Here is a 23,662-nt window from a genome sequence, read left to right on the forward strand (position 1 = left end):
CGGTCGTCCGCGACCGAAGGGTCCTGACGCGACGGCGTCAGCGCTCGACCACGAGCAGGTCGCCGACCTCGCACTCCAGCACGCGGCAGATCGCGGCGAGCGTGGAGTACCGGATCGCGCGGGCACGGTCGTTCTTGAGGACCGAGAGGTTCACCACCGAGACGCCGACCAGTTCGCTGAGGCGCGTGAGCGTCAGTCCGCGTGTCTCGAGGAGCTCGTCGAGACGGCAGTGGATGCCGCTCGGCCCGTCGTCCGCGGTCGCCGGGGTCATACGAGACCCTCGGTGTCGCGCTGGAGACGATCGCCGACCGCGAAGACGGTGCTCGACAGGCCCGCGACGAAGCCGATCGCGATGAGGACGGGCAGGTCGATCTGCTGAGTGAGTCCGCGGTCGTACGTGCGGTCCGACAGCAGGGCCAGCGCGCCGTTGGCCACCATGTTGTGGAAGAAGGGCACGCCGATGGCGCCGACCAGCGCGATGGCCCCGACGGATGTGATGAGGACGGTGTGGCGGCGGCTGAAGATGGTCCCGCGCAGGATGCCGACGCACAGCGCGAGCAGCAGGACGACTACGGCTACCACCGTTGCGGCGAAGAGCCCCTCGCCGAGGAAGAGCGCCCACAGCGAGGCGATCGGTAACGACGGAGCGGTGACCACGGCGTCGGTCAACTCGACGGGTACGGTGGCGCCGTCGGGACCGATGGGGGCCTGCGCGACGGTGTCGAGGAATTCGATCGGAACGCGCACGTCGCGGTTCCCGACCGCCGCGACGATGTTGCCGATGCTGCTGACGACCGCCCACGCGGCGATCGCGACCCCCGCGATGATGAAGAGCACGAAGCTCCAGGCGTCGCCGCGGGAGAGGGTGCGAGGGGTGGATCGGGGGGATGCCATGATCGCTCCTTATCGAGGATCGTTGTTATCGATGATCGATAATGTAACGACTATCGATGGGTTCCGCAAGACCTGCCGGGTCGCGGTATGCCCACGGCGAACACGCGTCCCTGGCCTCCGACCGCTCGTTACTCTCGATGTACGGCACGCGGAGGCGCGCCTGTCAGCCCATTTCTGGAGGGACTGAGATGTTCGAGAGATTCACCGACCGTGCCCGTCGTGTGGTCGTCCTCGCCCAAGAAGAGGCGAAGATGCTCAACCACAACTACATCGGCACCGAGCACATTCTGCTGGGCCTGATCCACGAGGGCGAAGGTGTCGCGGCCAAGGCGCTCGAGTCCCTCGGTATCTCCCTCGACGCCGTGCGCGAGCAGGTGCAGGACATCATCGGCCAGGGGCAGCAGCAACCGACGGGGCACATCCCCTTCACGCCTCGTGCCAAGAAGGTCCTGGAGCTGTCCCTGCGCGAAGCGCTGCAGCTCGGCCACAACTACATCGGCACCGAGCACATCCTGCTCGGCCTCATCCGTGAGGGCGAGGGCGTGGCCGCTCAGGTGCTCGTCAAGCTCGGCGCCGACCTCAACAAGGTGCGCCAGCAGGTCATCCAGCTGCTCTCGGGTTACCAGGGCAAGGAGCCCGCGGGCGTGGCATCCGGTGCCGGCGAGCAGCAGTCCTCCGCCGCGCAGGGCGGGTCTGCCGTGCTCGACCAGTTCGGCCGCAACCTGACGCAGGCCGCGCGCGACAACAAGCTCGACCCCGTGATCGGGCGCGAGAAAGAGATCGAGCGCGTGATGCAGATCCTGTCGCGCCGTTCCAAGAACAACCCCGTCCTCATCGGCGAGCCCGGTGTCGGAAAGACGGCGGTCGTCGAGGGCCTCGCGCAGGCCATCGTCAAGGGCGACGTGCCCGAGACGCTCAAGGACAAGCAGGTCTACTCGCTCGACCTCGGCTCGCTCATCGCCGGTTCCCGCTATCGCGGTGACTTCGAGGAGCGCCTGAAGAAGGTCACCAAGGAGATCCGCACGCGCGGCGACATCATCGTCTTCATCGACGAGATCCACACCCTCGTGGGCGCCGGGGCCGCCGAAGGTGCGATCGACGCGGCATCCATCCTCAAGCCGCTGCTCGCCCGCGGTGAGCTCCAGACCATCGGTGCCACCACGCTCGACGAGTACCGCAAGCACTTCGAGAAGGACGCCGCTCTCGAGCGCCGCTTCCAGCCGATCCAGGTGGCCGAGCCGAGCCTGCCCCACGCGATCAACATCCTGAAGGGGCTGCGCGACCGTTACGAGGCGCACCACAAGGTGCAGATCACCGACGGCGCGATCGTCGCCGCGGCCAACCTCGCCGACCGCTACATCAGCGACCGCTTCCTGCCCGACAAGGCCATCGACCTGATCGACGAGGCCGGTGCCCGCCTGCGTCTGTCGATCCTGTCGTCGCCCCCGGAGCTGCGCGAGTTCGACGAGAAGATCGCCAAGGTCCGCGAGCAGAAGGAGCTCGCCTCCGAGGAGCAGGACTTCGAGAAGGCCGCTTCGCTCCGCGACGAGGAGAAGTCCCTCCTCGCCGAGCGTCTGCGCCTCGAGAAGCAGTGGCGCTCGGGTGACGTCGCCTCCCACGCGGTGGTCGACGAGGGCCTGATCGCCGAGGTGCTCGCGCAGGCGACCGGCATCCCGGTGTTCAAGCTCACCGAGGAGGAGTCCAGCCGCCTCATGTTCATGGAGAAGGCGTTGCACCAGCGCGTCATCGGCCAGGAAGAGGCGATCGCGGCCCTCTCGCGGACGATCCGTCGTCAGCGCGCGGGCCTCAAGGACCCCAAGCGCCCCTCGGGCTCGTTCATCTTCGCCGGCCCCACGGGCGTCGGAAAGACCGAGCTCGCCAAGGCGCTCGCCGAGTTCCTCTTCGACGACGAGGGCGCGCTGATCTCGCTCGACATGTCGGAGTTCGGGGAGAAGCACACCGTCTCGCGTCTGTTCGGTGCCCCTCCCGGGTTCGTCGGATTCGAAGAGGGCGGTCAGCTCACCGAGAAGGTGCGTCGCAAGCCGTTCTCGGTCGTGCTCTTCGACGAGATCGAGAAGGCCCACCCCGACATCTTCAACTCGCTTCTGCAGATCCTCGAAGAGGGTCGCCTGACCGACGGTCAGGGTCGCGTCATCGACTTCAAGAACACCGTGATCATCATGACGACGAACCTCGGTTCGTCGGCGATCGCCGGTGGTCCCGTCGGCTTCCAGGTCGAGGGAAGCGCCCAGACCTCGTACGAGCGGATGAAGGGCAAGGTCGACGAAGAGCTCAAGCGCCACTTCAAGCCCGAGTTCCTCAACCGCGTCGACGACGTCATCGTCTTCCCGCAGCTGAGCAAGCCGGAGCTGCGTCAGATCGTCGGTCTGTTCGTCAAGCGTCTCGCCGAGCGTCTGCTCGACCGCGACATGACGGTGGAGCTGTCGGACGACGCGAAGGACAAGCTCATCGAGATCGGCTTCGACCCGACGCTCGGTGCACGTCCGCTCCGTCGCGCCATGCAGCGCGAGGTGGAGGACCGTCTCAGCGAGAAGATCCTGCACGGCGAGCTGGAGTCCGGCGACCACGTCAAGGTCGGCGTCGAGAACGGCCAGTTCTCGTTCGAGACCAGCCCGCGGGGCGAGAAGGTCGCGCTCGGGGTCGGAACGGCGGGCGAAATCGCCGCCACTCCCGACACCCTCGCCGGCAGCTGACGCTGTAGCACGAAGGGGCCCGGATGCCATGGCATCCGGGCCCCTTCGTCGTCGCGGCGTACGCTGGGACGATGACTTCTCCCGCGTCGTTCGTCGTCCGCTCCGCCGGCACCGCCGACGTCCGACGCATCCACGAACTGCTCGAGCCGTTCGTCCAGAAGCGCATCCTGCTCGGTAAGGACCTCGTCGTGCTCTACGGCTCGGTGCAGCAGTTCGTCGTGGCCGAGGTGGACGGGGTCGTCGTGGGCTGCGGCGCGCTGCACATCATGTGGGAGGACCTCGGCGAGATCCGCACGCTCATCGTGCACGACGACTGGTTGCACCTCGGCGTCGGGCGTGCCCTCGTCGAAACGCTCGAGCAGCGCGCGCGCGAGCTGGGGGTGTCGCGCCTGTTCTGCCTGACGTTCGAGGTCGACTTCTTCACCCGGCGCGGGTTCGCCGAGATCGGCGAACAGGTGGTGCCGCCCGACGTGTACTCGCAGCTCGTGCGCAGCCCTGACGAGGGTGTCGCCGAGTTCCTCGACCTCGCTCATGTGAAGCCCAACACGCTCGGCAACACCCGCATGTTGAAGAACCTCTGACCGCAGACGGCATCTCGCGAGCGGTGACGCACCGGTGATTCCGAGCGTGCCGTGGAGAGGGCTCACGGCCAGGACGCCTACCCTGGAAGCATGACCGATGCCCCCCGTAGGCGGAGGCAGTCCCCGGCGGTCTATCGCCGACGTCGTCTCGCGGCAGGGCTACTCGCCCTGATCGTGATCGGCCTCGTCGTGTGGCTCGTCGCGGCTCCGCCTTGGCGTGTCGCACCGACCGCCGACCCCTCGTCCGATCCCTCCGCGAATGCTGCCTCAGCGGCCCCGTCCGCGGCCGCCACGGCGCCCTCGGCCGTCGTCACCCCGACGGCACGTGCCACGGCGACACCGACGCCGAGCGTTCCGGCCGGGCCCGTCGAGTGCACCGCAGCGAACATCACGGTGGAGGCGCTGTCGGACAAGGCGGAGTACGCACAGGGCGAGAACCCGCAGCTGTCCATCCGGCTGTCGAACACCTCGGCCACCCCGTGCGTCTTGAACGTGGGCACGAGCGCGCAGTCGTTCACGGTGACCAGCGGCACCGACGTGTGGTGGCGCTCGACCGACTGCCAATCCGAGCCGAGCGATATGGAAGTGACCCTCGCCGCGGGCCAGACCGTCACCAGTTCCGCCCCGCTGACCTGGGATCGCACGCGCTCGTCCGTGAGTTCCTGCGACGGCGAACGCCCTTACGCGCCGGGTGGAGGCGCGACCTATCACCTGAGCGTCTCGATCGGCGGCATCCCCTCGGCCGGGACCGCGTCGTTCGTCCTGCGGTGACCGCGCGCCCGTGATGCGAGACCGGGGGAGCGGTAGCGGCCCGGGATGACAGGCTGGTCGGCGGCCCCGCGGCGGGGCGGCGGGCTCGCTGGACCCGAACGCCAGGGGCGGACACCCGGACAGCGCGAGGCCGCGGATAGGCTCGGAGGATGGCCGCAGGAAAGAAGCGCAAGGGGAAGAAGCTCGACGTGGACTTCAAGAACACCGCACTCTCCGACGCCCTCCAGACCCAGGACATGGCCGCCATCGCTTTCGCGCTGCGACACGGGCCGACCGTCGTTCCCCTGATGACACCGGGTGACGCCGACAATCCCCTCAGCGTCGGCGAGGTCTGGACCTACCGTGATCCGAACGACGGTCAGGTCGCGCTGCTGCTGTTCAGCGACGCCGCGCACAAACCCGAGACGCTGCCCCCGCACGTGGCGCTGCAGTCGCCGCAGTGGCTTCGGGCGTTCCTCGGTGCGCACCAGGATGCCATCACCACGGTGTTCATCGACATCGCCGGGCCGCACCCGATCCAGGCGTCCCCGGGCGATCTGATCGCCGCGCTCGACGCCTGATCTCGCGCGTCTCCGCCGTGGCTGTCAGCACAGCGGCGGGTGGATCGGCGACACGCCGGCTGCCGGCGGGTCTGAGGCGGCGTGTCGTGGGTGGCGTGCGCCGTCGTGTACGGGCGGGGGTCGCCGCCGCGTGAGCGGGTCGGTTCCGGCGTCGCCTGCGCAGCAGCGGGTGAGGATCAAACTCGCGCGGGTGAACTCCTCGTGCAAGACTCGGGGCATGGAGTACCTGATCGCCGGTGCCGTGTGCGCCGCCGGACTCGTCATCCCTGCAGTCCTGGGCATGACATCGCCGCACCGCCGCCGTCGGGCCGCTCCTCCCGGCCGGTGAGACCGCTCCAGCGCCGCCTCCCGGCCCCGCGCTGACCCGGAGACCGCTCCAGCGTCGATCCGCGTCCTCACGCCGATCGCTCTGGCCTCGACCCGCGGCCTGACGCCGATCGCTCTGGCCTCGATTTGCGGCCTGACGCCGATGGCGCTGGCGTCGACTTGCGGCGTGACGTCGATGGCTCTGGCGTCGACCTGCGACCTCACGCCGACCCGCGTGTGCGGTGACCGGCGAGGGCGGGGCCGAGTGACGAGATGCTGGGCCGGCCGCTCTCGGCCAGCCGCGCTCAGAACTCCGGTGGGCTGTCGTCGCGCGGCATGCCCCGCACCTGCAGCTCGTTGAGCGCCTGAGCGAGCTTGCGCGACGACGAGTCGAGCACCGTGTGATATCCGAGGCGTTTCGCCTCGGATGCCCGCTGCGCAGCCTGCGTGACGTTGCGGATCTCGCCGGTCAGGGTGAGTTCGCCGATCGCGGCGAGGCGTTTCGACACCTTGCGGTTCTTCACGGCGTTGGCCACGGCGATGGCGATGGCGAGGTCGGCCGCGGGCTCGATGAGGCGTACGCCGCCCACGGTCGAGACGTAGACGTCGCGGTCGGAGAGCGTCAGACCCATGCGACTCTCGAGTACCGCGAGCACCATCGCCACGCGCGACGAGTCGACGCCGTTGACGATGCGCCGCGGGTTGGGCGCGGTCTGCCGCACCGCGAGCGCCTGGATCTCGACGGGGAGCGCACGGCGCCCCTCCATTGCGATGGTGACGCAGGTGCCGGGCTCGGGTTCGCCGTGCCCGAGGAACAGCGCGCTCGGGTCGGCGACCTCGGCGATACCGGTGCCGGTCATGTCGAAGCACCCGACCTCGTCGGTGGGGCCGAAACGGTTCTTGAGCGCGCGGACGAAGCGCAGCGAGGTCTGCCGGTCGCCCTCGAAGTGGCACACTACGTCGACGAGGTGCTCGAGGATGCGGGGTCCGGCGATCGAACCGTCTTTCGTGACGTGGCCGACGAGGATGATGGGCAGGCCGCGTTCCTTCGCGACGCGGATCAGCGCCGACGCGACCTCGCGCACCTGGGCCGGCTGTCCCGCGGCACCGTCGCTGTGAGCGGATGACACCGTCTGCACGGAATCGACGATGAGCAGGCCCGGCTCGACCTGGTCGATGTGACCGAGGATCGTCGCGAGGTCGGTCTCGGCCGCGAGGAACAGCTCGTCGTGCAGCGCGCCCGTGCGCTCGGCGCGCAGCCGTACCTGGGCGGCGGACTCCTCACCACTGGCGTACAGCACCCGGCGCCCCGCGCGGGCGCTCTGTGCGGCGACCTCGAGCAGGAGCGTCGATTTGCCCACGCCCGGCTCGCCGCTCAGCAGAATGGCTGCGCCCGGAACGATGCCCCCGCCCAGGACACGGTCGAACTCGCCGACGCCGCTCGTGCGGCGGGGAGCGTCTTGCGTGTCGATCTCGGTGATGCGGCGGGCGGCGCGCGCGGCCCCGGGTGCGACCGGCACGATCGAGCGGACGATGCCCGTCTGTTCGGCGGCTTCGACGACGGTGCCCCACGATTGGCACTCACCGCAGCGACCGACCCACTTCACCGTCGTCCACCCGCACTCGGTGCAGCGGTACGGAGCGGGTGCTGCAGCGGGACGTCGGGATGCCATGTGCTCAGGCTACGCGGGGCCTCCGACATCGGCCGTCGAGGTCGCGGCATCCGGGTATCGCACCCCGCCCTCGTCCCCGCCGAGAAACGCTCCTCGCGGCGAGACACGTCTCATCGAGGCGTTTCTGCGCGCGGATGGCGTTTCTCACGAACTAGATCGCGTTTCTCGCGCCCAGCCGATCGCGGTGTCGCGCGAGTCGATCGCGTTTCTCGCGCGGAGCCGACCGCGATTCTCGCGCGGAGCCGACCGCGATTCTCGCGCGGAGCCGACCGCGATTCTCGCGCGATCCCCGGTCGGGACCGTCCCGGAGAGGGGACGGTCTCAGCTGCGCAGCGAGTCGGCGACCTCGGTGAGGGCGTCGGCGGAGCGGCGCAGCAGCGCCACCTCGTCATCGGAGAACGGCGTGCCGGCGACGGGCACCGCCCCGGTCGCGCTGACGATCGACGGCACCGACAGAGCCATGCCGTCCACTCCGTGGAAGTCCTGCAGCACGGTGCTGACGGGGAGGATGGCGTGCTCGTCGCGCAGGATCGCCTCGACGATGCGCGCGCTCGACAGACCGATCGCGTAGTTCGTCGCGCCCTTGCCCTTGATCACCTTGTACGCGGCGTCGCGGACGTCGACGGCGATGGCATCCAATTCGTCCTTCTCGAAACGGCTGCCGTCCGGGAGCTCGAACTGCGTGATCGGCACCGATCCGATCGTGGCCGTAGACCAGAGCGGGAACTCGGTGTCGCCGTGCTCGCCCACGATCCAGGCGTGCACGCTCGAGGTGGCGACGCCCGCCCGCTGCGCGATCTTCCACCGCAGCCGCGACGTGTCGAGCACCGTGCCAGAGGCGAAGATCCGGCGGGTGGGCAGGCCCGTCGCCTCCTGCGCGAGCACCGTCAACACGTCGCAGGGGTTGGTCACGATCACGTAGACCGCGTTGGGTGCCACCTCGAGCAGGTTCGGCATCATGTCGCGGATGATGCGCGCGTTGGTCGCGGCGAGCTCGGTGCGGGTCTGCCCGGGGTTCTGCTTCGCTCCCGCGGTGATCACCACGACGTGGGAGCCCTCGGCGACCGACACGTCACTGCCCCCGGTGATGTCGCTGGAACCGGTGAACTGCGTGCCGTGCGCGAGGTCGAGCACCTCCGCCTCGACCTTCTCGGTCGCGATGTCGTAGAGCGCGATGTGCCGCGCCGAGCCGCGGATCAGGGCCGCGTATGCGACGCTCGCCCCCACGCTGCCCGCGCCCACGACCGTCAGTTTGGAGTTCTCGATCACGCTCATGGCTCGATCCTGGCAGCGCCCGCGGGCGTCCTCCACCGTGGTCGTTCGACGGTGGACGAATGGATGCCGCGGGCCGGATGGGCAGGCCCGGGTGCGGGCCCGAGCGCAACTCCGGAGATCACGCCACCAGCCGCGGCGAGGGCTCGATCCAGCGCTGTCGCGGGACCGGATCTCCGGAGTTCGGCACGCGCGCACGGGCCGGGGGCACCGCTCGCGGGCTCCGATTCGCGGCATCCGCTGATCTGTCGTAAGCTCTTCGGCGGTGACGTGTCCGAGCGGCCGAAGGTGCAACACTCGAAATGTTGTGTAGGTTCACCCCTACCGTGGGTTCAAATCCCACCGTCACCGCCACCACGAAGGCCCCGATCCTCACGGATGCGGGGCCTTCGTCATGCACGGTGTCGGCGCGTGTCCGCGCGGGCGGTGACGCGCAGCGATGCGCGACTCAGCCGCCCGGCCCCGACGGCTGTATCGGGGCGCCGTCGCCGTTCTCGGGGAGGTCGCCGCGTTCGACGGGCGCGGGCGGCTCGGTCGGCGCGTCGGCGAACAACGCCTCCACCTCGGCATCCGAGGGAACGCGCACCGCCTCGGCGGCGCGGCGCAGGTCGTCGAGCGGAGTTCCGTTCGCGCCGATCACCCAGATCGTGGCGCCGTCGCGGGCGGTGAGGAACTCGTGCGCGCCACCGCCCTCGCGGTGCCACAGCCCGGACTCCTCCGTGCAGGTGACGGCGGCGTCGGGCAGGTCCCACAGTGGCATCGCCGCGCAGCCGGCGGCGTCGGGTTGTCCGGGCGAGGTGCGGATGGTGATCATGGCCGCGGTCTGCTCGTCGACCCACGTCGCCGACAGGCCGTCGTCGTTCGCCGGTCCGACCGACTGCGGCGCGAGGTCGTATCCGTCGACCTGGGTGGTGAAGACGAGTGCCGGGTCGACGTCGAGCAGAGCGGCCTTCTCGGCGATCGAGGCGCTGTCGGCCGGCGTCGGCGTTCCCCCGCAGGCGGTCGAGGTGAGGGCGACGACCGCTGCGAGGCCGACGAGGATCGAGGCACGTGAGGCGGACGGCATGACAGCATCTTCGCTCAGTGCGCCGATGCAGTCGATGCCCGCCCACCCGCGGCGTTCTTCCGGGGCGCGCGGGACCGCGGTCGGCGTGCCGTCGCCTGTCGACCACGGCGACGCCGTATCGACCGTCGTCGAACGCGCGGGCGGACGGGCGAGAATCAGAGCCCGTCGATGAACTCCCGTACGGCGGCTGCGGCGTCGGCGGCGGCCGGGTACGTGTGTTCGCTCGCGGGGAAGACGCCCTCGCGCACCTCTTGGGCGTACGCCTCGACGCCCGCGACCATCGCGTCGCCGAGGGCGGCGTAGCGCTTCACGAAGACGGGTGCGCGGCCCTCCGTGATGCCGAGCAGGTCGTGCTGAACGAGCACTTGCCCGTCCGCGGCTCCCGCGCCGATCCCGATCACGGGGATGCGCAGGGCCCGGCGGATCTCGTCGACGACGTCGGCGGGCACGGCCTCGATGACGAGTAGGAAGGCTCCCGCCTCCTGCACGGCGAGCGCGTCGCGCGCGACCCGGACCGCCTCGTCGGAGGTGCGTCCCTGGGCGCGGAGGCCGCCGAGCGCGGTCGCGGTCTGCGGGGTGAGGCCGACGTGCCCGACGACCGGGATCCCGGCTTCGACGATCGCCCGGAGGCGGGACAGGCGTGCCGGGTTCGCACCCTCGATCTTGACCGCCTCGGCGCCGGCTTCGTGGACGAAACGGATCGACGTCGCGACCGCCTGCTGGTCGCTCACCTCCGTCGACCCGAACGGCAGGTCGCACACCAGCAGGGGCGTCTGCAGCGCCCGGCGAACGGCTTTCGACAGCGTCAGCATCTCGTCCAGCGTCACCGAGGTGGTGTCGGGGTGCCCCAGCACGACCTGTGCGCCGGAGTCGCCCACCAACACCAGGTCGACCCCCGCTCGTTCGGCCACCCGGCCCGAGGCGTAGTCGTAGGCGGTGACCATGACCAGCGGCGTACCCGCCTCGGCGAGCTCGCGGAGCCGGCGGAGCGTCACCTTCCGGCGGGTCACGCGCGGCTCCTCTCGATGGCGATGCGGTCGTCGTTCCCGGGGTCGAGCACCACGTTGTCGATGAGTCGCACCGTGCCCACCCGGACGGCGAGCGCGAGCAGGGCGGGGCGCGTGACGTCGGTGAGCGGGTCGAGGGTGTCGGCATCGACGATCTCGACGTACTCGTCATCCAGCCCGGCGTCGGCGAGTCCCTCGCGCACGAGGGCGGTGAGGCGGTGGGCGTTCCGGATGCCGGAGATGAAGGCATCCTGAGCCGCCCGGAGCGACCGCGGGACGACCGCTGCGAGCTGTCGCTCCGAGGTCGACAACCTCGCGTTGCGGCTGGAGCGGGCGAGGCCGTCGGCCTCGCGCGAGGTCGGTCGGGTCACGATGTCGACGGGGATGCGGAGGTCGGTGACCATGCGTCGGACGACGACGACCTGCTGGGCGTCCTTCGCGCCGAAGTACGCGCGATCGGGGTGGACGGCGAGCAACAGCGCGGCGACGACCGTGGCGACGCCGTCGAAGTGGGAACGGCCCCGGACGGCGCCCTCGAGCGTCCCGGTGAGGGTGCCGCCGACGGAGACGGTCGTGGCGAAGCCCGCCGGGTACATCTCGGCGGCCGACGGCGCGAAGACGATGTGGGCGCCCGCGCTCGCGGCGAGCTCGACGTCGGCTTCCTCGGTGCGCGGGTAGGCGTCGAGGTCGGCGGCCTCGCCGAATTGCGTCGGGTTCACGAAGATCGACAGCACCACGGTGGGGTTTTCGACAGCCGCGGCGCGCAGCAGCGAGAGGTGCCCCTCGTGGAGGGCGCCCATGGTCGGCACGAACCCGATTCCTGCGGAGCGGTGAGGTTCGAGTACGGCGCGCAGTTCGGCGACGGTGCGCACGATGCGAATGGTCACGGGAGGGACTTGATTCCGGGTCGTTGTGCGGTGGCGAGGTCGCGCGTCGCGTCGACGAGCGCGTCGAACAGCGCCGCACGGTCGGGGAGACGCTCGACGACGGCTCGTCGCTGCCGCGCCACGGTGGCGTCGTCGCCGCGCGAGACCGGACCGGTGAGGGCTGCGACCGCTCCGTGTTCCGCCCAGTTGTCGACGGCGGCGCGCACGAGGGGGACGAGGGCCTGTCTGCCGATCCCGGCGGTCGCGGCGAGCTCCTCGGCCATCCCCTCGAGCGTCACGAGGAAGTTCGCGGCGACCGAGGCGGCCGCGTGGTACGCCGCGCGGTCGCGGTCGCGCACCTCCACGCCCGTCATCCCGAGGGACTCCGCGAGGGCAGAGGCGATGGCGGAACTCGCGGGCGACGCCGCGGCGAGGGCGGCCGTCACTCCGGCGAAAGAGGCCCCGGCCGTGGTGACCGTCATGAGGGGGTGGATGCTGAAGGCGTCGTGCGGGTGGAGGACCGACAGGTCGAGCGCCCCTGAGAGGTGCCCCACGGTGCGGCCGGGTGCGATGCCGCGCGCGGCGGTGGCGATGGCGGCATCCGGGACCGCGAGCAGCACGATCGCGGCGTCCGCGCCCGATTCGCCCCGACCGGCAGGGCCGACGACAGACACCTGGGCGGCGTGCAGCGCGGCCACGAGTGCGCGTCCCATGCGGCCGTCGCCGACGACGAGAACGGGGCCCGGGAGTGCCGGGGCGGAGGGGAGGGGAGGCGGTGTCATAAGCGTGTGGCGCCGGCCCCTGGGGCGGCTTCGCCGCCTCCCACCGTACTCGCTCCCGCCCGCGGGGGAGAGGTGGTCGGGCGTGACGAGGGTCGCGACGGGCCGCCGTCGCCGTTCTCGGGCAGGTCGGCGCACTCGACCGGTTCGCGCGCCGGACGGTCCTCCGCGTCAGCCCACTGCCGGCTGCTGCTGCGTGATGCAGTGGATGCCGCCGCCCCGGTCGAAGATGGGGCGCGCGTCGACCGTCACGACCCGCCGTCCCGGGTAGGCGTCGGCGATGATCTCGGCGGCGCGCGCGTCGGAGGCGGGGTCGCCGAAGCCGCAGAGCACCACGCCGTCGTTGGTGACGAGGTGGTTGATGTAGCTCCAGTCGACCCAGCCGTGGTCGTCGCGCAGGGTCGAGGGGGCGGGGATGCCGGTGATCGTCACCGACCGACCGAGGGCGGCGAACGCGTCGGTCAGCTCGCGACGCACGAGCTGCGACACCTCGGCGTCGGGGTGAGCGGCATCCGTCTGCTCGTGCACGAGCACGTGGTCGGGCGAGGCGAAGGTCGCGACGATGTCGACGTGGCCGTTGGTGCCGAGGTCGTCGTAGTCGCGGGTGAGTCCGCGCGAGAGCCAGATCGCGTCGGTCGCCCCGATCGTGCGGGCCAACTCGGCCTCCACCCGCGCGCGGTCGGCGAAGGGGTTGCGCCGCGGGTCGAGCTGAACGGTGTCGGTGAGCAGCACGGTGCCCCGACCGTCGACGTGCAGGCCGCCGCCCTCGGCCACGAGCAGCGAGTCGATGCGTTCGGCGCCGACGTGCTCGGCGACCACGCGCGCGAGCAGCGCCGACTTCTGCCATTCGGCCCAGTCGGGGGCGCCCCAGCCGTTGAAGATCCAGTCCACGGCTCCGAGCACGCCCGGGCGGTCGGCGTCGACGACGAAGGTCGGGCCCACGTCGCGCATCCAGAACTCGTCGAGGGGCGCCTCGACGATCTCGATGTCGGCCGACAGCATGCGTCGGGCGCGCGCGATCTCGGTCGGATCGACGACTATCGTCACCGGCTCGAACTGCGCGACGGCGTGCGCGACCTCGGTCCACGCCCGGTATCCCTCGTCGCGGGTCTCGGCGCCCTCGCCGAGGGTGACGCCCTCGCGCGGGAACGCCATCCACGTGCGCTCGTGCGGGGCGGATTCGATGGGCATGCGCCACATGGCGGGCTCCTCGGGTCTGATGGGTTCGGGGTCGGCGGCGGGGGATGCCGGGGCGTGGTCAGAAGCCGGTGCTCAGCACGCGATCCAGCGCGTCGACGAACACGTCGACGGAGGCCCGCGTGACGACCAGCGGCGGCTTGATCTTGAGCACGTTCTGGAAGTCGCCGGTGGGCTGCATGATGACGCCGAGCTCGAGCAGGCGGTCGCAGATCGCCGCGGTCTCGGCCGTGGCGGGTTCGAGACTCTCGCGGTCGCGGACGAACTCGACCCCGAGGTACAGCCCCGACCCGTGCACGGTGCCGATGAGGGGATGCCGACGGCCGAGCTCCTCGAGGCGGCGCTTCAGGTGCCCGCCGACGACGCGGGCGTTCTCCTGGAGCCCCTCCTGCTCGATGACGTCGAGCACGGCCATGCCGATCGCGGCCGACACCGGCGAGCCCCCGGTGGAGGAGAAGAAGTACCCCTGGGTGCGGTAGCGGTCGGCGATCTCGCGGCGCGTGATGACGGTGCCGAGCGGGTGCCCGCCGCCGATGGACTTCGCCACCGCGACGATGTCGGGCACGGCGTCCTGCTGCTGGAAGCCCCAGAACCAGTCGCCGAGGCGCCCGTAGCCGACCTGCACCTCATCGGCGATCGCGAGCCCGCCGTGCCGGCGGATCGCGGCATACACCTCGCGCAGGTACCCGTCCGGCAGGGCCACTCCGCCGGCGTTGCCGAAGAACGTCTCGGCGATCATGCCCGCGGGTGGGCGACCGGATGCCGCCAGCGCATCGATCACCGCGACGGCTTCGGGCGCGTACCTCGCGGCATCCGCTCCCCGGTGCACCCCGCGGTACGAGTTGGCGGCGTCGACGGTGTGCACCCACTCGGGACGGGTCTCGAGGGCGAAGGGGTTGTCGGCGATCGAGGTCGAGACCGCATCGCTGGCGTAGGTCCACCCGTGGTACGCCTCGCGCATCGCGACGATGTCGGGGCGGCCGGTCGCGGCCATCGCGAGGCGGATCGCGAGGTCGGTCGCTTCGGAGCCGGAGTTGACGAAGAAGACCGTGTCGAACCCCTCGGGCAGGGTCGCCGCGATCCGGTCGGCGTAGTCGGTGATCGCGCGGTAGTGGAACCGCGAGTTCGTGTTCAGCAGGTGCATCTGCCGGGAGCCGGCGGCGACCACGTGCGGGTGCGCGTGACCGACCGAGGCGACGTTGTTCACCATGTCGAGGTAGACCCGGCCGTTCACATCGATCAGGTATTCGCGCCACCCCCGCTCGATGCGCGGGGGAGCGGCGTAGTAGTGCTCCTGCACCTCGGCCAGCACACGGTGGCGGCGCGCGAGCACGTCGTCGACGAGTGGGGCGGGGGCGGGCGCGCCGATCGCGGCGCCGGGGTCTCCGGCCGTCTCACGCCAGGCCGCGGCGAGGGCGGGCGTGACGCGCTCGGGCGGGAACGTCCCGTCGAGCCCGCGACGAAGCACCACGCGCGTGCGGGCGGGCAGGACGGAGGATGCCGGATCGGAGACGCCGGTGATCGTCACGGATTCCCGACCCGAGGTCCAGACCAGGGCGTCACCGTCGCGGCGTGTAGCGCCGGGGGGGAGGGGAGTCGGCTCGGCGAGCCAGACCGTCACGCCGGTCGGCACCGAGTCGGCGGTGGAGGGCAGGGGGTCGGTCGTGCCGGTGAGCTGGGCGCGCCAGGCCGGGATCGTGACCATCGCCGCTCCGGCGTCGAGCGCCGCGAGGGCGGACGCGTCGAGCGTGCCGGCATCGAGCCAGGCGCCGGCGTCGTTGAGTGCGGACTCGGTCGTCGCGTCGAGCTCGACATGGCGACCCGCCGGCAGCAGCGGCGCGGCGCCCCACGCCGGCTCGCTCGCCGGCGGCCGACCGAGGGCGGATCGTGTCGCGGCCGTGATCACCGGGATCGGCACGGATGCCGCCTGCACGAGGATGCGGAACTCTCGCTCGAGTCCGTCGGTGGCGTAGGCGTTCTCGTCGTCGAGGCGCACCTGGGCGCGACCGCTCAGCACGAGCACGGCTCCGCGGAGGATGACGAGCGGCCAGAGCGCCGTGATCTCGTCATCGGTGAGGTCGCGCAGCTCATCGAACGCGCGGATGGCGGGCAGGGCCGTCTCGGGCGAGGCGCCATCGTGGTGCAGCACCGACGACACGGTCGTGGCGATCTCGCCGACGCGCCAGGAGGAGCACACGTCGCCGAAGTCGATGACGGCGTCGGGCACGGCCGCTCCGTCGGCGCGCAGCACGTTGTCGTCGGTGACGTCGAAGTGCCCGGCCTGGATCGGCAGGGTGTCCTGCACCGGCGCCAGGGCCGCGCGGGCGGCGTCGGCGGCGCTCTGCACGATCGCGCGCACCTCGGCATCCGGTTCGGTGGGCAGGAGGGTGTCGATGACGCGACCCGCGTGGCGCAGGTCCCACTGCAGCACGCGGCCGCCGGCCGGGTGGGTGAAGTCGGCGAGCGAGCGGCTCACCGCGCCTGAGAGCGCGCCCATCCCCTCGACGACGGCGGGGGAGAGGTAGCCGGAGCCGTTGAGGGTGATTCCCGCGATGTTCTCGATCACGCGGGCGTGGATGCGCCCCTCGGACGAGTCCCACCACGCCGACATCGCCCCGCGCGGGCCCTCGACGAGCTTCGGGATACGTACGTGGGGGCTGCGGGCGGCCACGGTGGCCGCCGCGGCATCCTGCATGTCGATCTCGGCCTCGCTGAACACCGGGTTGCTGAGCTTGAGCACGCCCAGGGGCTCGGTCGATCCGCGTCGGAACACGCGGAAGTTCTGATCCTGCTGGCTGCCGAGCGCCCGCACGTCGATCTCGACGCCGAAGGTCTCGGCGAACAGCCGCGTGACCTCCGCATCGGACAACGTGGGGGTGGGCAGATCGACCTGGCTGAAGTAGTCGAAGACCGGGATCGGTGCTGTTTCGCTCACGGGTCGTTCCTCGGGTGATTCGGGGGTCACAGGGGAGAGTCGGATGCCGTGCCGACGGCGCCGGCGACGGCTCCCTCGGCGTCGCGCACGGCGACGACCACGAGCGGACCGTACGGGGCGACCCACTCGCTCACGGCCTCACCGTACGCGTCGGGTGCCACGCGGGCCACACCTTCGAGGCGGTCGCCCGAGACCTCGGCGTCGACGCGCGCGCCGTCGACGAACACCGCGTGCTCGACGGCCGCGCCGCCGGTGATCGTCGCGCGGAACCGCACGAGATCGCCCTGACGGCTCACCTCGTCGACGACGACCGCGAGCTCGCCCTCCGCAGCCGGTCGGGGCGCGGCGAAGAGTGCCTCGTCGGGGAGCGCGGGCGTCCGACGAGGGGCGGTGCGGCGCTCGCCGAGGCCGACGATCGCAGCTCCCAGCTGCACCAGCCGGGTGTCGCTGTACGCGGGCCCGGCGATGGTCAGGCCCACCGGCATCCCCGTGTCGGGCATCGTGCCCATCGGCACGGTGACGGTCGGGATGCCGAGGTGGCGGGGGACGAGGTTGCCGTTGGAGACCCACACTCCGTTGCGCCAGGCGATGTCGGCCGAGGCGGGGTTCACGTCGGCGTCGGCGGGACCGACGTCGGACTGCGTGGGGAAGACCACGGCGTCGATGCCCTCGGCGTCCATCCACTCCTCGAAGTCGACGCGGCGGGTGTGCTCCAGGCCGCGGAGCCCCTCTTCGAGGCTCGCGACGTCGCGCCAGTCCGGCTCCCACCCCTGGGCGCGGCTGACGTACTCGCCGATGTCGTACGAGATGTCGTAGTGCCAGATGCCGTAGCGGTCGGGGAGGGCGCCCGGGGGGTGCGGGAAGATGCGCGCGCCGTCGACGTCGGCCAGGCGGTCCAGCTCCGGGTCGCCGTTCTGGCGGAGGAAGGTGTCCATCGCCCACACCGCCAGGTCGCCGACCTCGTCGTCGAGGAACTCCCGGCTGACGAAGCCGCGGTCGAGGAAGTCCTCATCGCCGGGGTGGAGCTTCTCGTAGCGGTCGACGACGGGGAAGTCGGTCTCGACGACCTCCGCTCCGGCGGCCTCGAGGTCGGCGCGGAGGTCCGCCCACAGCCGCATCACGCTTTCGCGCGTGACGATGGGGGAGGCGTTGTCGGGGTCGTCGTTCAGGTAGACGCGGGGGACCGCGAGGCGCAGGCCCGCGAGCGGGAGCGGCGCCAGATCGGCGAACGACGCCGGCCGCACCTCGGAGGGGCGCGGCAGCGTGATCCACGGCTGCGTCCGCCACAGGTCGCCGCCGGTGTCGGGGTCGTCGGCCACGACGGCATCCAGCACATGTCGAAGGTCGCCCATCGAGCGGGTGTGCGGAACGACGACGTCCATGGTCGGCACGAGCGGCCAGTTGCCGCGCACCGAGATGACCCCGCGCGAGGGCGTGTACGCGACGAGGGCGTTGTGCGAGGCGGGAGCGCGACCCGACGACCACGTCTCCTCCCCGAGCCCGAACGCGCAGAAGCTCGCCGCGGTGGCGGTGCCCGATCCGTTGGACGAGCCCGATCCGAAGGCGGATGCCAGATAGTCGCCGTTGTAGGGCGACTCGGCGCGACCGTAGACACCGCGCTGCATGCCGCCGGCCGCCATGGGCGGCATGTTCGTCAGCCCGAGGAACACCGCCCCGGCCGCGCGCAGCCGTTCCACTGCGAAGGCGTCGCTCTGGGCGACGAGATCGCGGAACGCGGGGGAACCGGATGCCACGGGCAGCCCCTCGACCCGGTAGCTGTCCTTCGCGGTGAAGGGGATGCCGTCGAGCGGGCCGCGGGCCGCACCCCGGGCGCGACGCAGGTCGGCGGCGCGCGCTTCGTCGAACGCGCGCGGGTCCAGCACGGGCACGGCGTTGAGTCGGATGCCGGAGCGGTCGTACGCCCCGATGCGGTTCAGGTAGCGGGCCACGAGTTCTACGCTCGTGACCTCGCCGGCGTCCAGGGCGGCGCGCAGCTGGTCGATGTCGGCTTCGACGACGGTGAAGGCCTCGGCGGTCATGGCGGTAAACATACACCGTTTGTTTTATGAGCGCGAGGAGTATGTTGGGGCACCCCGTCCCGATCCTTGGAGGCCGTCATCGCCAGACCGTCGAAGCCGCTGCTGAGCCGCGAGCTCATCGCGACCACGGCCCTCGCGCTCGTCGATCGGCACGGCCCCGAGGGCGCCAGCGTCCGCCGTGTCGCCGCGCGCCTCGGCGTCAATCCGGCGTCGCTCTACAATCACGTCCCGAACCGCGCCGCGATGGTCGAGGACGTGCGGGCGCTCGTCTCGGCCGCCATCGACTCGCGCCCGTTGCGCGAACTGCCCTGGGAGGAGGCGCTGCGCGAATGGGCCCGGTCGTACCGCCGGGCGTTCGCCCACCACGCGCGGGCGATTCCGCTGCTGATGACCGAGCGCGCGTCGGCTCCCGTCCTGCTGGCGGGGTACGAGGACTTCGCCATCGCCGCCGAGGCCGCGGGCTGGACTCCTCGCGACGTGCTCCCGCTGCTCACCGCCTTCGAGTCGTTCATCCTCGGGAGCGTGCTCGACATGTCGGGCCCCACGGTCGTGTTCGACCCGACGGGGCAGGAGGAGGACTTCCCCCGCTTCACCGCCGCGTTCGACACCCTCGTCGACGAGGATCCCCTCGACCCCGTCGCGACGCGCGCGTTCGAACTCGGGCTCGACATGCTGGTCGCCTCGTCGCGACCTCGCTGACGCCCGCGGGCCGGCGTCGGGTGCCGGATGACCGATCCGCGCGCTCAGGGCAAGTGCTGGCCCGCGACGCCCGCGCCTGGGACGATTCGCGGATGGATGCCACGACAGACGACACGGCCCTGCTCCCCGATCGGCCGCGCATCGACCCGCGCCGCCCGATCGCCCTGGTCGTCGGCGTGGTCGCGACGGTGCTGTTCGTCGCACTGCGTTTCGCGGTGGCACTGGGGGGATCCGCGCCCCTCCCGATCGATCAGGCGTGGGATGACGCGATGGCGGCGCTGGCGAATCCCGTCGGGGTGATCGTGGCGTGGATCCCGGCGATCGTGGGCGGAACGATCGGCATGATCGTCATCGGGATCGCCACGACAGTCGTCTTCCTCCTCGTCCGCCGCCCATGGGATGCCCTGAACGTCGCGGCATCCATCGCCCTCGTGGTCCTGATCGGCGCGCCGCTCGCGGCGGTCATCGCCCGCAGCCGTCCGGCCGACTCGCTCGCCGAGACGGTGGCGACCTCCTTCCCCTCGGGGCACACCGCCGTGGCGACCACCATCGCCCTGACGCTCGCGCTCATCCTGCGACGCCGATGGGTCTGGATCGTGGGAGCGGTGTGGGTGGTGCTGATGATGTGGAGCCGCACCTACCTGCACGCGCACTGGTTGTCGGACGTCGTCGCCGGCTTCCTCGAGGGTGTCGCCGTGGCGACGCTCGTGTGGGCGATGGTCGAGGTGTGGCGTGTACGCCGCGCGCAACGCCTGGTCGCGGTCGACGACTGACCGCTAGGGTTCCCCGATGAGCTCCGCATCCGCCGCCGCCGGCAAAGCCCAGGACTCCCGCGCTCTCGAGGGGGCCGCCCGGGTCGGGTACGTCGTCCTGGGGCTGCTGCACCTGCTCATCGGCGTGATCGCCGTCTCGATCGCCACGGGCTCCGGCGGAGACAGCGCCGACCAGAGCGGAGCCCTCCAGCAGGTGCGCGACGCCCCGCTCGGCACCGCGCTGCTGTGGGCGATCGTGGTGGGTCTCGCGGCCCTCGCCGTCTGGCAGATCGCCGAGGCGATCGTGGAGCGCGACCCGGATGCCAAGAAGCGCTGGGCCCACCGCGCGAAGTTCCTGGGCACGGCGGTGGCCTACATCGCGATCGCGGCGACCGCCTTCACCCTCGCGACCGGCGGGAGCTCGGAGTCCGCCGAGTCGTCGAAGACCCTGAGTGCTCGGATCCTCGCCATGCCCGGCGGTGTCGCACTGCTCGTCGTCGTGGGACTCGGCGTCGCCGTGATCGGGGTCGCCTTCGTCGTCCGCGGTGTGACGCGCGCGTTCGAGAAGCACATGTCGATCCCCGGCGGGACGGCGGGGCGAGGCATCCGGGCCTTCGGCATGGTCGGTTACGTGGCCAAGGGCATCGCCGTGGGGGTGGCGGGCATCCTCTTCATCGTCGCGGCGGTCACCCACGACCCGAACGCAGCGGGCGGGATCGATGCGGCTCTGCGCTCGCTCGCGGGTCTGCCGTTCGGTCAGGTGGTGCTCTGGCTCGTGGGCGCCGGTCTGGTCGTGTACGGCCTGTTCTGCTTCGCCCGGGCGCGCTACGCGCACATGTGACGAGGCGCCCCGACACGGTCGCTCGGGGCGGCTCCTCGTCCGGACGCGTGCGTCGCATCCTCCCCGCGCACCTGCGCAGCGCGTCGACGGGAGGACTCCGTTCATCGTTCGAGACGGTCGACGCGGAACAGGTTCTCGCGCAGCGATCGCGCGGAACGGAAGCCGAACCACCGGGCCAGGAGATCGTCGTGGAGCAGGTCGTCGCCCTGCGCCGCCCAGGCGGATCTCGCGCGGGAGATACGGACGTCGCGGATGCGATGGGCAGGTGAGCGACCCGCCTCGGAGAGGATGCGCGTCAGATGGCGCCTGCTCACCGACAGCTTGTGCGCGAGCATCTCGACGGTGAAGTCGGGATCGTGGGCGTTCTCGGCGATCACGGCGTCGGCTCGGCCGACAAGCGGGTCGACACGCGGCGTCCCGGCCGCTGCCATGACGGTCGACAGCACGACGATCTCGAGGGCGCTTCGGAGGTGGCCCAGCTCGAGACGGGTGGGTTGAGGCATCGCCGTCAGCACGCTCGAGGCCAGGGCGAAGGCGATGACCGAGGAGGCGGTGGGCCGGGACACGCAGACGTACGACGGCCACCATCGGGCCTTTCCTCGGAGGACGACGTGGAGCATCTCCAGCGGGGTCGAGGCGGCGACCGTCACGGCGGTCGGGGGGACGACGACGGCATCGCCCGCCCGGACGTCGAGGTCGGGCGCACCCCGGACCGTTCCGCTTCCGCGCTGCACCAGCCACAGCGACCCCGCGGTGACGTCGTCCCCTCGCTCCCCGCCCACCACCGTGGTCGCGACGTGCCGCACAGCGCGGACGATCACCCCCGCGAGCTCCCTTTCGCTCACGATCGAGGTCCCGCTCTCCGACGGGGCCGAGGCGCTGTCGCTCACCGTGCCATCACGCAGCCGATCAGGGCAGCAGAGTCCTTTGTCGGCGCGGCGCCGTCGGTCGTCTTCCCGGCGGGTCCCTGGTCCATGTCGGCCTCCGTTCCTCGCAGCGCATGCTTGCATGTCCGGCTTCCCGCCGTCCGCGCCGGCCGGTCACGCTGCGGTGCGGGGAGCGGTTTTCACCCTTCGCCTCGCTCGGAGGACACGATCCGACGTGGAAGACGCAGGATGCGGCAGCCGGGCGGTCGCGGCTCGGCGGGTCGCGAAGGATGACCGGGGCGCGTTCGTGCGTGCCCTCGAGAAAAGGAGCCATTGATGACTGAGACCCGAACGTCCCCCGAGCCGTCCCCCACGCCGGCCGGGCTGTCCCGCCGCACCATCGTCGGCAGCGCGCTGTGGGCGACGCCCGCGATCGTCATGATGACGTCAGTCCCCGCCCTCGCGGCCTCGAACACGCGCTACAGGCTCAGCCTTCTTCCCGTGACGACCGCCCTCGCCTCCGGGGGCACCGACGTCACCGGTGTGCTCACCACGCAGGCGGGCGTCCCTGCGGCGGGTCAAGCGATCTCGCTGACGCTCGGAACGCGCAGCGCCACGGGGACGAGCGACGGCTCCGGGAAGGTCACCAAAACCCTCGATCTGGGCCGTCCGTGGGCCCAGCCGGGATCGACCACCACGGTGACGGCCCTGTCGAACAACCTCTCCGAGTCCGGCTCGGCGACGGTGGTGGGGGCGAATGTGCTGGTGGGTTCGAGCAATTATTTCGGGCAGTTGGGTATCGGTTCGGCGGGGAATGATCAGGCGGAGTTGTTGCAGACGTCGTTGAAGTTCTCGTCGCCGGTGGTGGAGATCAGTGCGGCGGGGACGCATGCGCTGGCGTTGCTGGCGGATGGGACGGTGTGGTCGACGGGGTCCAACGGTGAGGGGTCTCTGGGTGATGGGACGAAGACGGATCGGTTCGTGTGGGGGATCGTTCCGGGGCTGTCGAATGTGATCTCGATCACCACCACGTTGGGGGCGTCGCACGCGCTGACGGCGAACGGGGATGTGTGGGCGTGGGGCGATGGTGTGAACGCGCAGTTGGGGCAGGAGGATTCGTCGAAGTGGGGGACGCAGTGGCCGTCGCCGCAGAAGGTGAAGTCGCTGCCGGGTGCCACGCAGTTGGCGTCGACGGCGCTGCGCACGGTGTTCGCGCTGATGTCGGATGGGACGGTGAAGTCGTGGGGTGCCGGCTGGTCGTTTCAGCGCGGCGATGCCGATGGGAACCCGCGGGGGACGGCGGCGACGATCGCCGGGCTGACCGATGTGGTGCAGCTCGCATCCGGGTTCGGTGGCGGTGGGTTGGCGCTGAAGAGCGATGGGACCGTGTGGGCGTGGGGCAACAACGACAAGGGTCAGCTGTGCGACGGCACCACGAACGCGCGGCCGACGCCGGGGCAGATCCCCGGTCTCACGGGCGTGACCCAGATCTCGGGCGGCCCGGGGTCGGACTACGGCTTCGGCAGCGGGTACGCGTTGAAGTCCGACGGAACGGTCTGGGCGTGGGGGGAGAACGGCTCCGGTCAGCTCGGTGACGGCACCACGACGGATCGCAACATGCCGGTGCAGGTGAAGAACATCACCACGGCCACGCAGATCAGTGGATCGATCACCTCGGGATTCGCGTTGCTGTCGGACAACCGCGTCGCGGCGTGGGGTGAGACGTTCCTGAAGAACATCGGCACCACCTCAACCCCCGGCTACGTGACCCCGGTCCGACCCGTCACCAAGCTGCGCGCCTCCCAGCACAACAAGTACGGATTCCACGGCCTCTACCTCATCAC

The 23,662-nt window shown here is 71.0% G+C and carries 19 protein-coding genes, 1 tRNA gene and 1 pseudogene; 9 read left to right on the plus strand and 12 right to left on the minus strand.

The window, feature by feature from the left end; all coding sequences use genetic code 11:
- Nucleotides 1-37: 37 nt before the first annotated feature.
- Both ACTJJP_RS14535 and ACTJJP_RS14540 read right to left on the minus strand, forming a co-directional pair.
- The gene (locus tag ACTJJP_RS14535; protein WP_440775689.1) at nt 38-271 is read right to left on the minus strand and encodes a helix-turn-helix domain-containing protein; all 234 of its coding nucleotides are present in this window, start codon (nt 269-271) and stop codon (nt 38-40) included.
- A complete protein-coding gene (locus ACTJJP_RS14540) occupies nt 268-894 on the minus strand; it encodes a hypothetical protein (RefSeq protein WP_440775690.1) in 627 nt (208 codons plus the stop codon). Before ACTJJP_RS14540 ends, ACTJJP_RS14535 begins: the two co-directional genes overlap by 4 nt.
- A 188-nt stretch (nt 895-1,082) precedes the next feature.
- Between ACTJJP_RS14540 and ACTJJP_RS14545 the strand changes: the two genes are divergently transcribed.
- The 4 genes from ACTJJP_RS14545 (at nt 1,083) to ACTJJP_RS14560 (ending at nt 5,520) form a co-directional block, all read left to right on the plus strand.
- A complete protein-coding gene (locus ACTJJP_RS14545) occupies nt 1,083-3,608 on the plus strand; it encodes an ATP-dependent Clp protease ATP-binding subunit (RefSeq protein WP_440775691.1) in 2,526 nt (841 codons plus the stop codon).
- Nucleotides 3,609-3,679: 71 nt separating this feature from the next.
- A complete protein-coding gene (locus tag ACTJJP_RS14550; protein ID WP_440775692.1) occupies nt 3,680-4,189 on the plus strand; it encodes an amino-acid N-acetyltransferase in 510 nt (169 codons plus the stop codon).
- A gap of 90 nt (nt 4,190-4,279) precedes the next feature.
- Nucleotides 4,280-4,960 (plus strand): hypothetical protein, encoded by a 681-nt coding sequence (locus ACTJJP_RS14555; RefSeq protein ID WP_440775693.1) that lies wholly within the window; start codon nt 4,280-4,282, stop codon nt 4,958-4,960.
- Between the two features lie 149 nt (nt 4,961-5,109).
- A complete protein-coding gene (locus ACTJJP_RS14560) occupies nt 5,110-5,520 on the plus strand; it encodes a dehydrogenase (RefSeq protein WP_440775694.1) in 411 nt (136 codons plus the stop codon).
- Between the two features lie 611 nt (nt 5,521-6,131).
- Here the strand turns inward: ACTJJP_RS14560 and radA are convergent.
- Both radA and ACTJJP_RS14570 read right to left on the minus strand, forming a co-directional pair.
- A complete protein-coding gene (radA, locus tag ACTJJP_RS14565; protein WP_440775695.1) occupies nt 6,132-7,499 on the minus strand; it encodes a DNA repair protein RadA in 1,368 nt (455 codons plus the stop codon).
- Nucleotides 7,500-7,820: 321 nt separating this feature from the next.
- Complete coding sequence (locus ACTJJP_RS14570) at nt 7,821-8,774, minus strand: L-lactate dehydrogenase (protein ID WP_440775696.1); 954 nt, start codon at nt 8,772-8,774, stop codon at nt 7,821-7,823.
- A 261-nt stretch (nt 8,775-9,035) separates the two neighbouring features.
- Between ACTJJP_RS14570 and ACTJJP_RS14575 the strand changes: the two genes are divergently transcribed.
- Nucleotides 9,036-9,125 (plus strand) — tRNA-Ser (locus ACTJJP_RS14575).
- A gap of 94 nt (nt 9,126-9,219) precedes the next feature.
- On the opposite strand, the gene ACTJJP_RS14580 is transcribed toward ACTJJP_RS14575, so the two are convergent.
- From ACTJJP_RS14580 to ACTJJP_RS14610, 7 genes and pseudogenes are all read right to left on the minus strand, one after another.
- Complete coding sequence (locus ACTJJP_RS14580; protein WP_440775697.1) at nt 9,220-9,837, minus strand: hypothetical protein; 618 nt, start codon at nt 9,835-9,837, stop codon at nt 9,220-9,222.
- Between the two features lie 155 nt (nt 9,838-9,992).
- On the minus strand, nt 9,993-10,847 hold the full coding sequence (panB, locus tag ACTJJP_RS14585) for a 3-methyl-2-oxobutanoate hydroxymethyltransferase (RefSeq protein WP_440775698.1): 855 nt from the start codon (nt 10,845-10,847) through the stop codon (nt 9,993-9,995).
- Nucleotides 10,844-11,731, minus strand: coding sequence for a pantoate--beta-alanine ligase (gene panC / locus ACTJJP_RS14590; RefSeq protein WP_440775699.1), 888 nt, complete (start codon nt 11,729-11,731; stop codon nt 10,844-10,846). Before panC ends, panB begins: the two co-directional genes overlap by 4 nt.
- Complete coding sequence (locus tag ACTJJP_RS14595) at nt 11,728-12,423, minus strand: DUF2520 domain-containing protein (RefSeq protein ID WP_440775700.1); 696 nt, start codon at nt 12,421-12,423, stop codon at nt 11,728-11,730. The genes panC and ACTJJP_RS14595 overlap by 4 nt, the downstream gene beginning before the upstream one ends.
- Before the next feature lie 237 nt (nt 12,424-12,660).
- Entirely contained in the window at nt 12,661-13,689 is a 1,029-nt protein-coding gene (locus ACTJJP_RS14600; RefSeq protein WP_440775701.1) for an agmatine deiminase family protein, read from the minus strand.
- A 58-nt stretch (nt 13,690-13,747) separates the two neighbouring features.
- A complete protein-coding gene (locus tag ACTJJP_RS14605) occupies nt 13,748-16,621 on the minus strand; it encodes an aminotransferase (protein ID WP_440775702.1) in 2,874 nt (957 codons plus the stop codon).
- 365 nt (nt 16,622-16,986) lie between these two features.
- Nucleotides 16,987-18,660, minus strand: a pseudogene (locus ACTJJP_RS14610) (amidase); the annotation flags it as partial.
- A gap of 66 nt (nt 18,661-18,726) precedes the next feature.
- Here ACTJJP_RS14610 and ACTJJP_RS14615 point away from each other — a divergent pair.
- From ACTJJP_RS14615 to ACTJJP_RS14625, 3 genes are all read left to right on the plus strand, one after another.
- Complete coding sequence (locus tag ACTJJP_RS14615; protein ID WP_440775703.1) at nt 18,727-19,359, plus strand: TetR/AcrR family transcriptional regulator; 633 nt, start codon at nt 18,727-18,729, stop codon at nt 19,357-19,359.
- A 92-nt stretch (nt 19,360-19,451) separates the two neighbouring features.
- Nucleotides 19,452-20,132 carry a phosphatase PAP2 family protein gene (locus tag ACTJJP_RS14620; RefSeq protein ID WP_440775704.1) on the plus strand — a complete coding sequence of 227 codons (681 nt, stop codon included), beginning with the start codon at nt 19,452-19,454 and terminating at the stop codon, nt 20,130-20,132.
- Between the two features lie 16 nt (nt 20,133-20,148).
- A complete protein-coding gene (locus ACTJJP_RS14625) occupies nt 20,149-20,952 on the plus strand; it encodes a DUF1206 domain-containing protein (protein ID WP_440775705.1) in 804 nt (267 codons plus the stop codon).
- A gap of 101 nt (nt 20,953-21,053) precedes the next feature.
- On the opposite strand, the gene ACTJJP_RS14630 is transcribed toward ACTJJP_RS14625, so the two are convergent.
- A complete protein-coding gene (locus tag ACTJJP_RS14630) occupies nt 21,054-21,842 on the minus strand; it encodes a hypothetical protein (protein WP_440775706.1) in 789 nt (262 codons plus the stop codon).
- Between the two features lie 312 nt (nt 21,843-22,154).
- Between ACTJJP_RS14630 and ACTJJP_RS14635 the strand changes: the two genes are divergently transcribed.
- Nucleotides 22,155-23,662, plus strand: a 1,508-nt coding sequence (locus ACTJJP_RS14635) for an RCC1 domain-containing protein (RefSeq protein ID WP_440775707.1), incomplete at its 3' end; no start/stop codon positions are given.

Origin of the sequence: Microbacterium sp. 22296 (assembly GCF_052045385.1) — a bacterium.
In the GTDB taxonomy this organism is placed as follows: domain Bacteria; phylum Actinomycetota; class Actinomycetes; order Actinomycetales; family Microbacteriaceae; genus Microbacterium.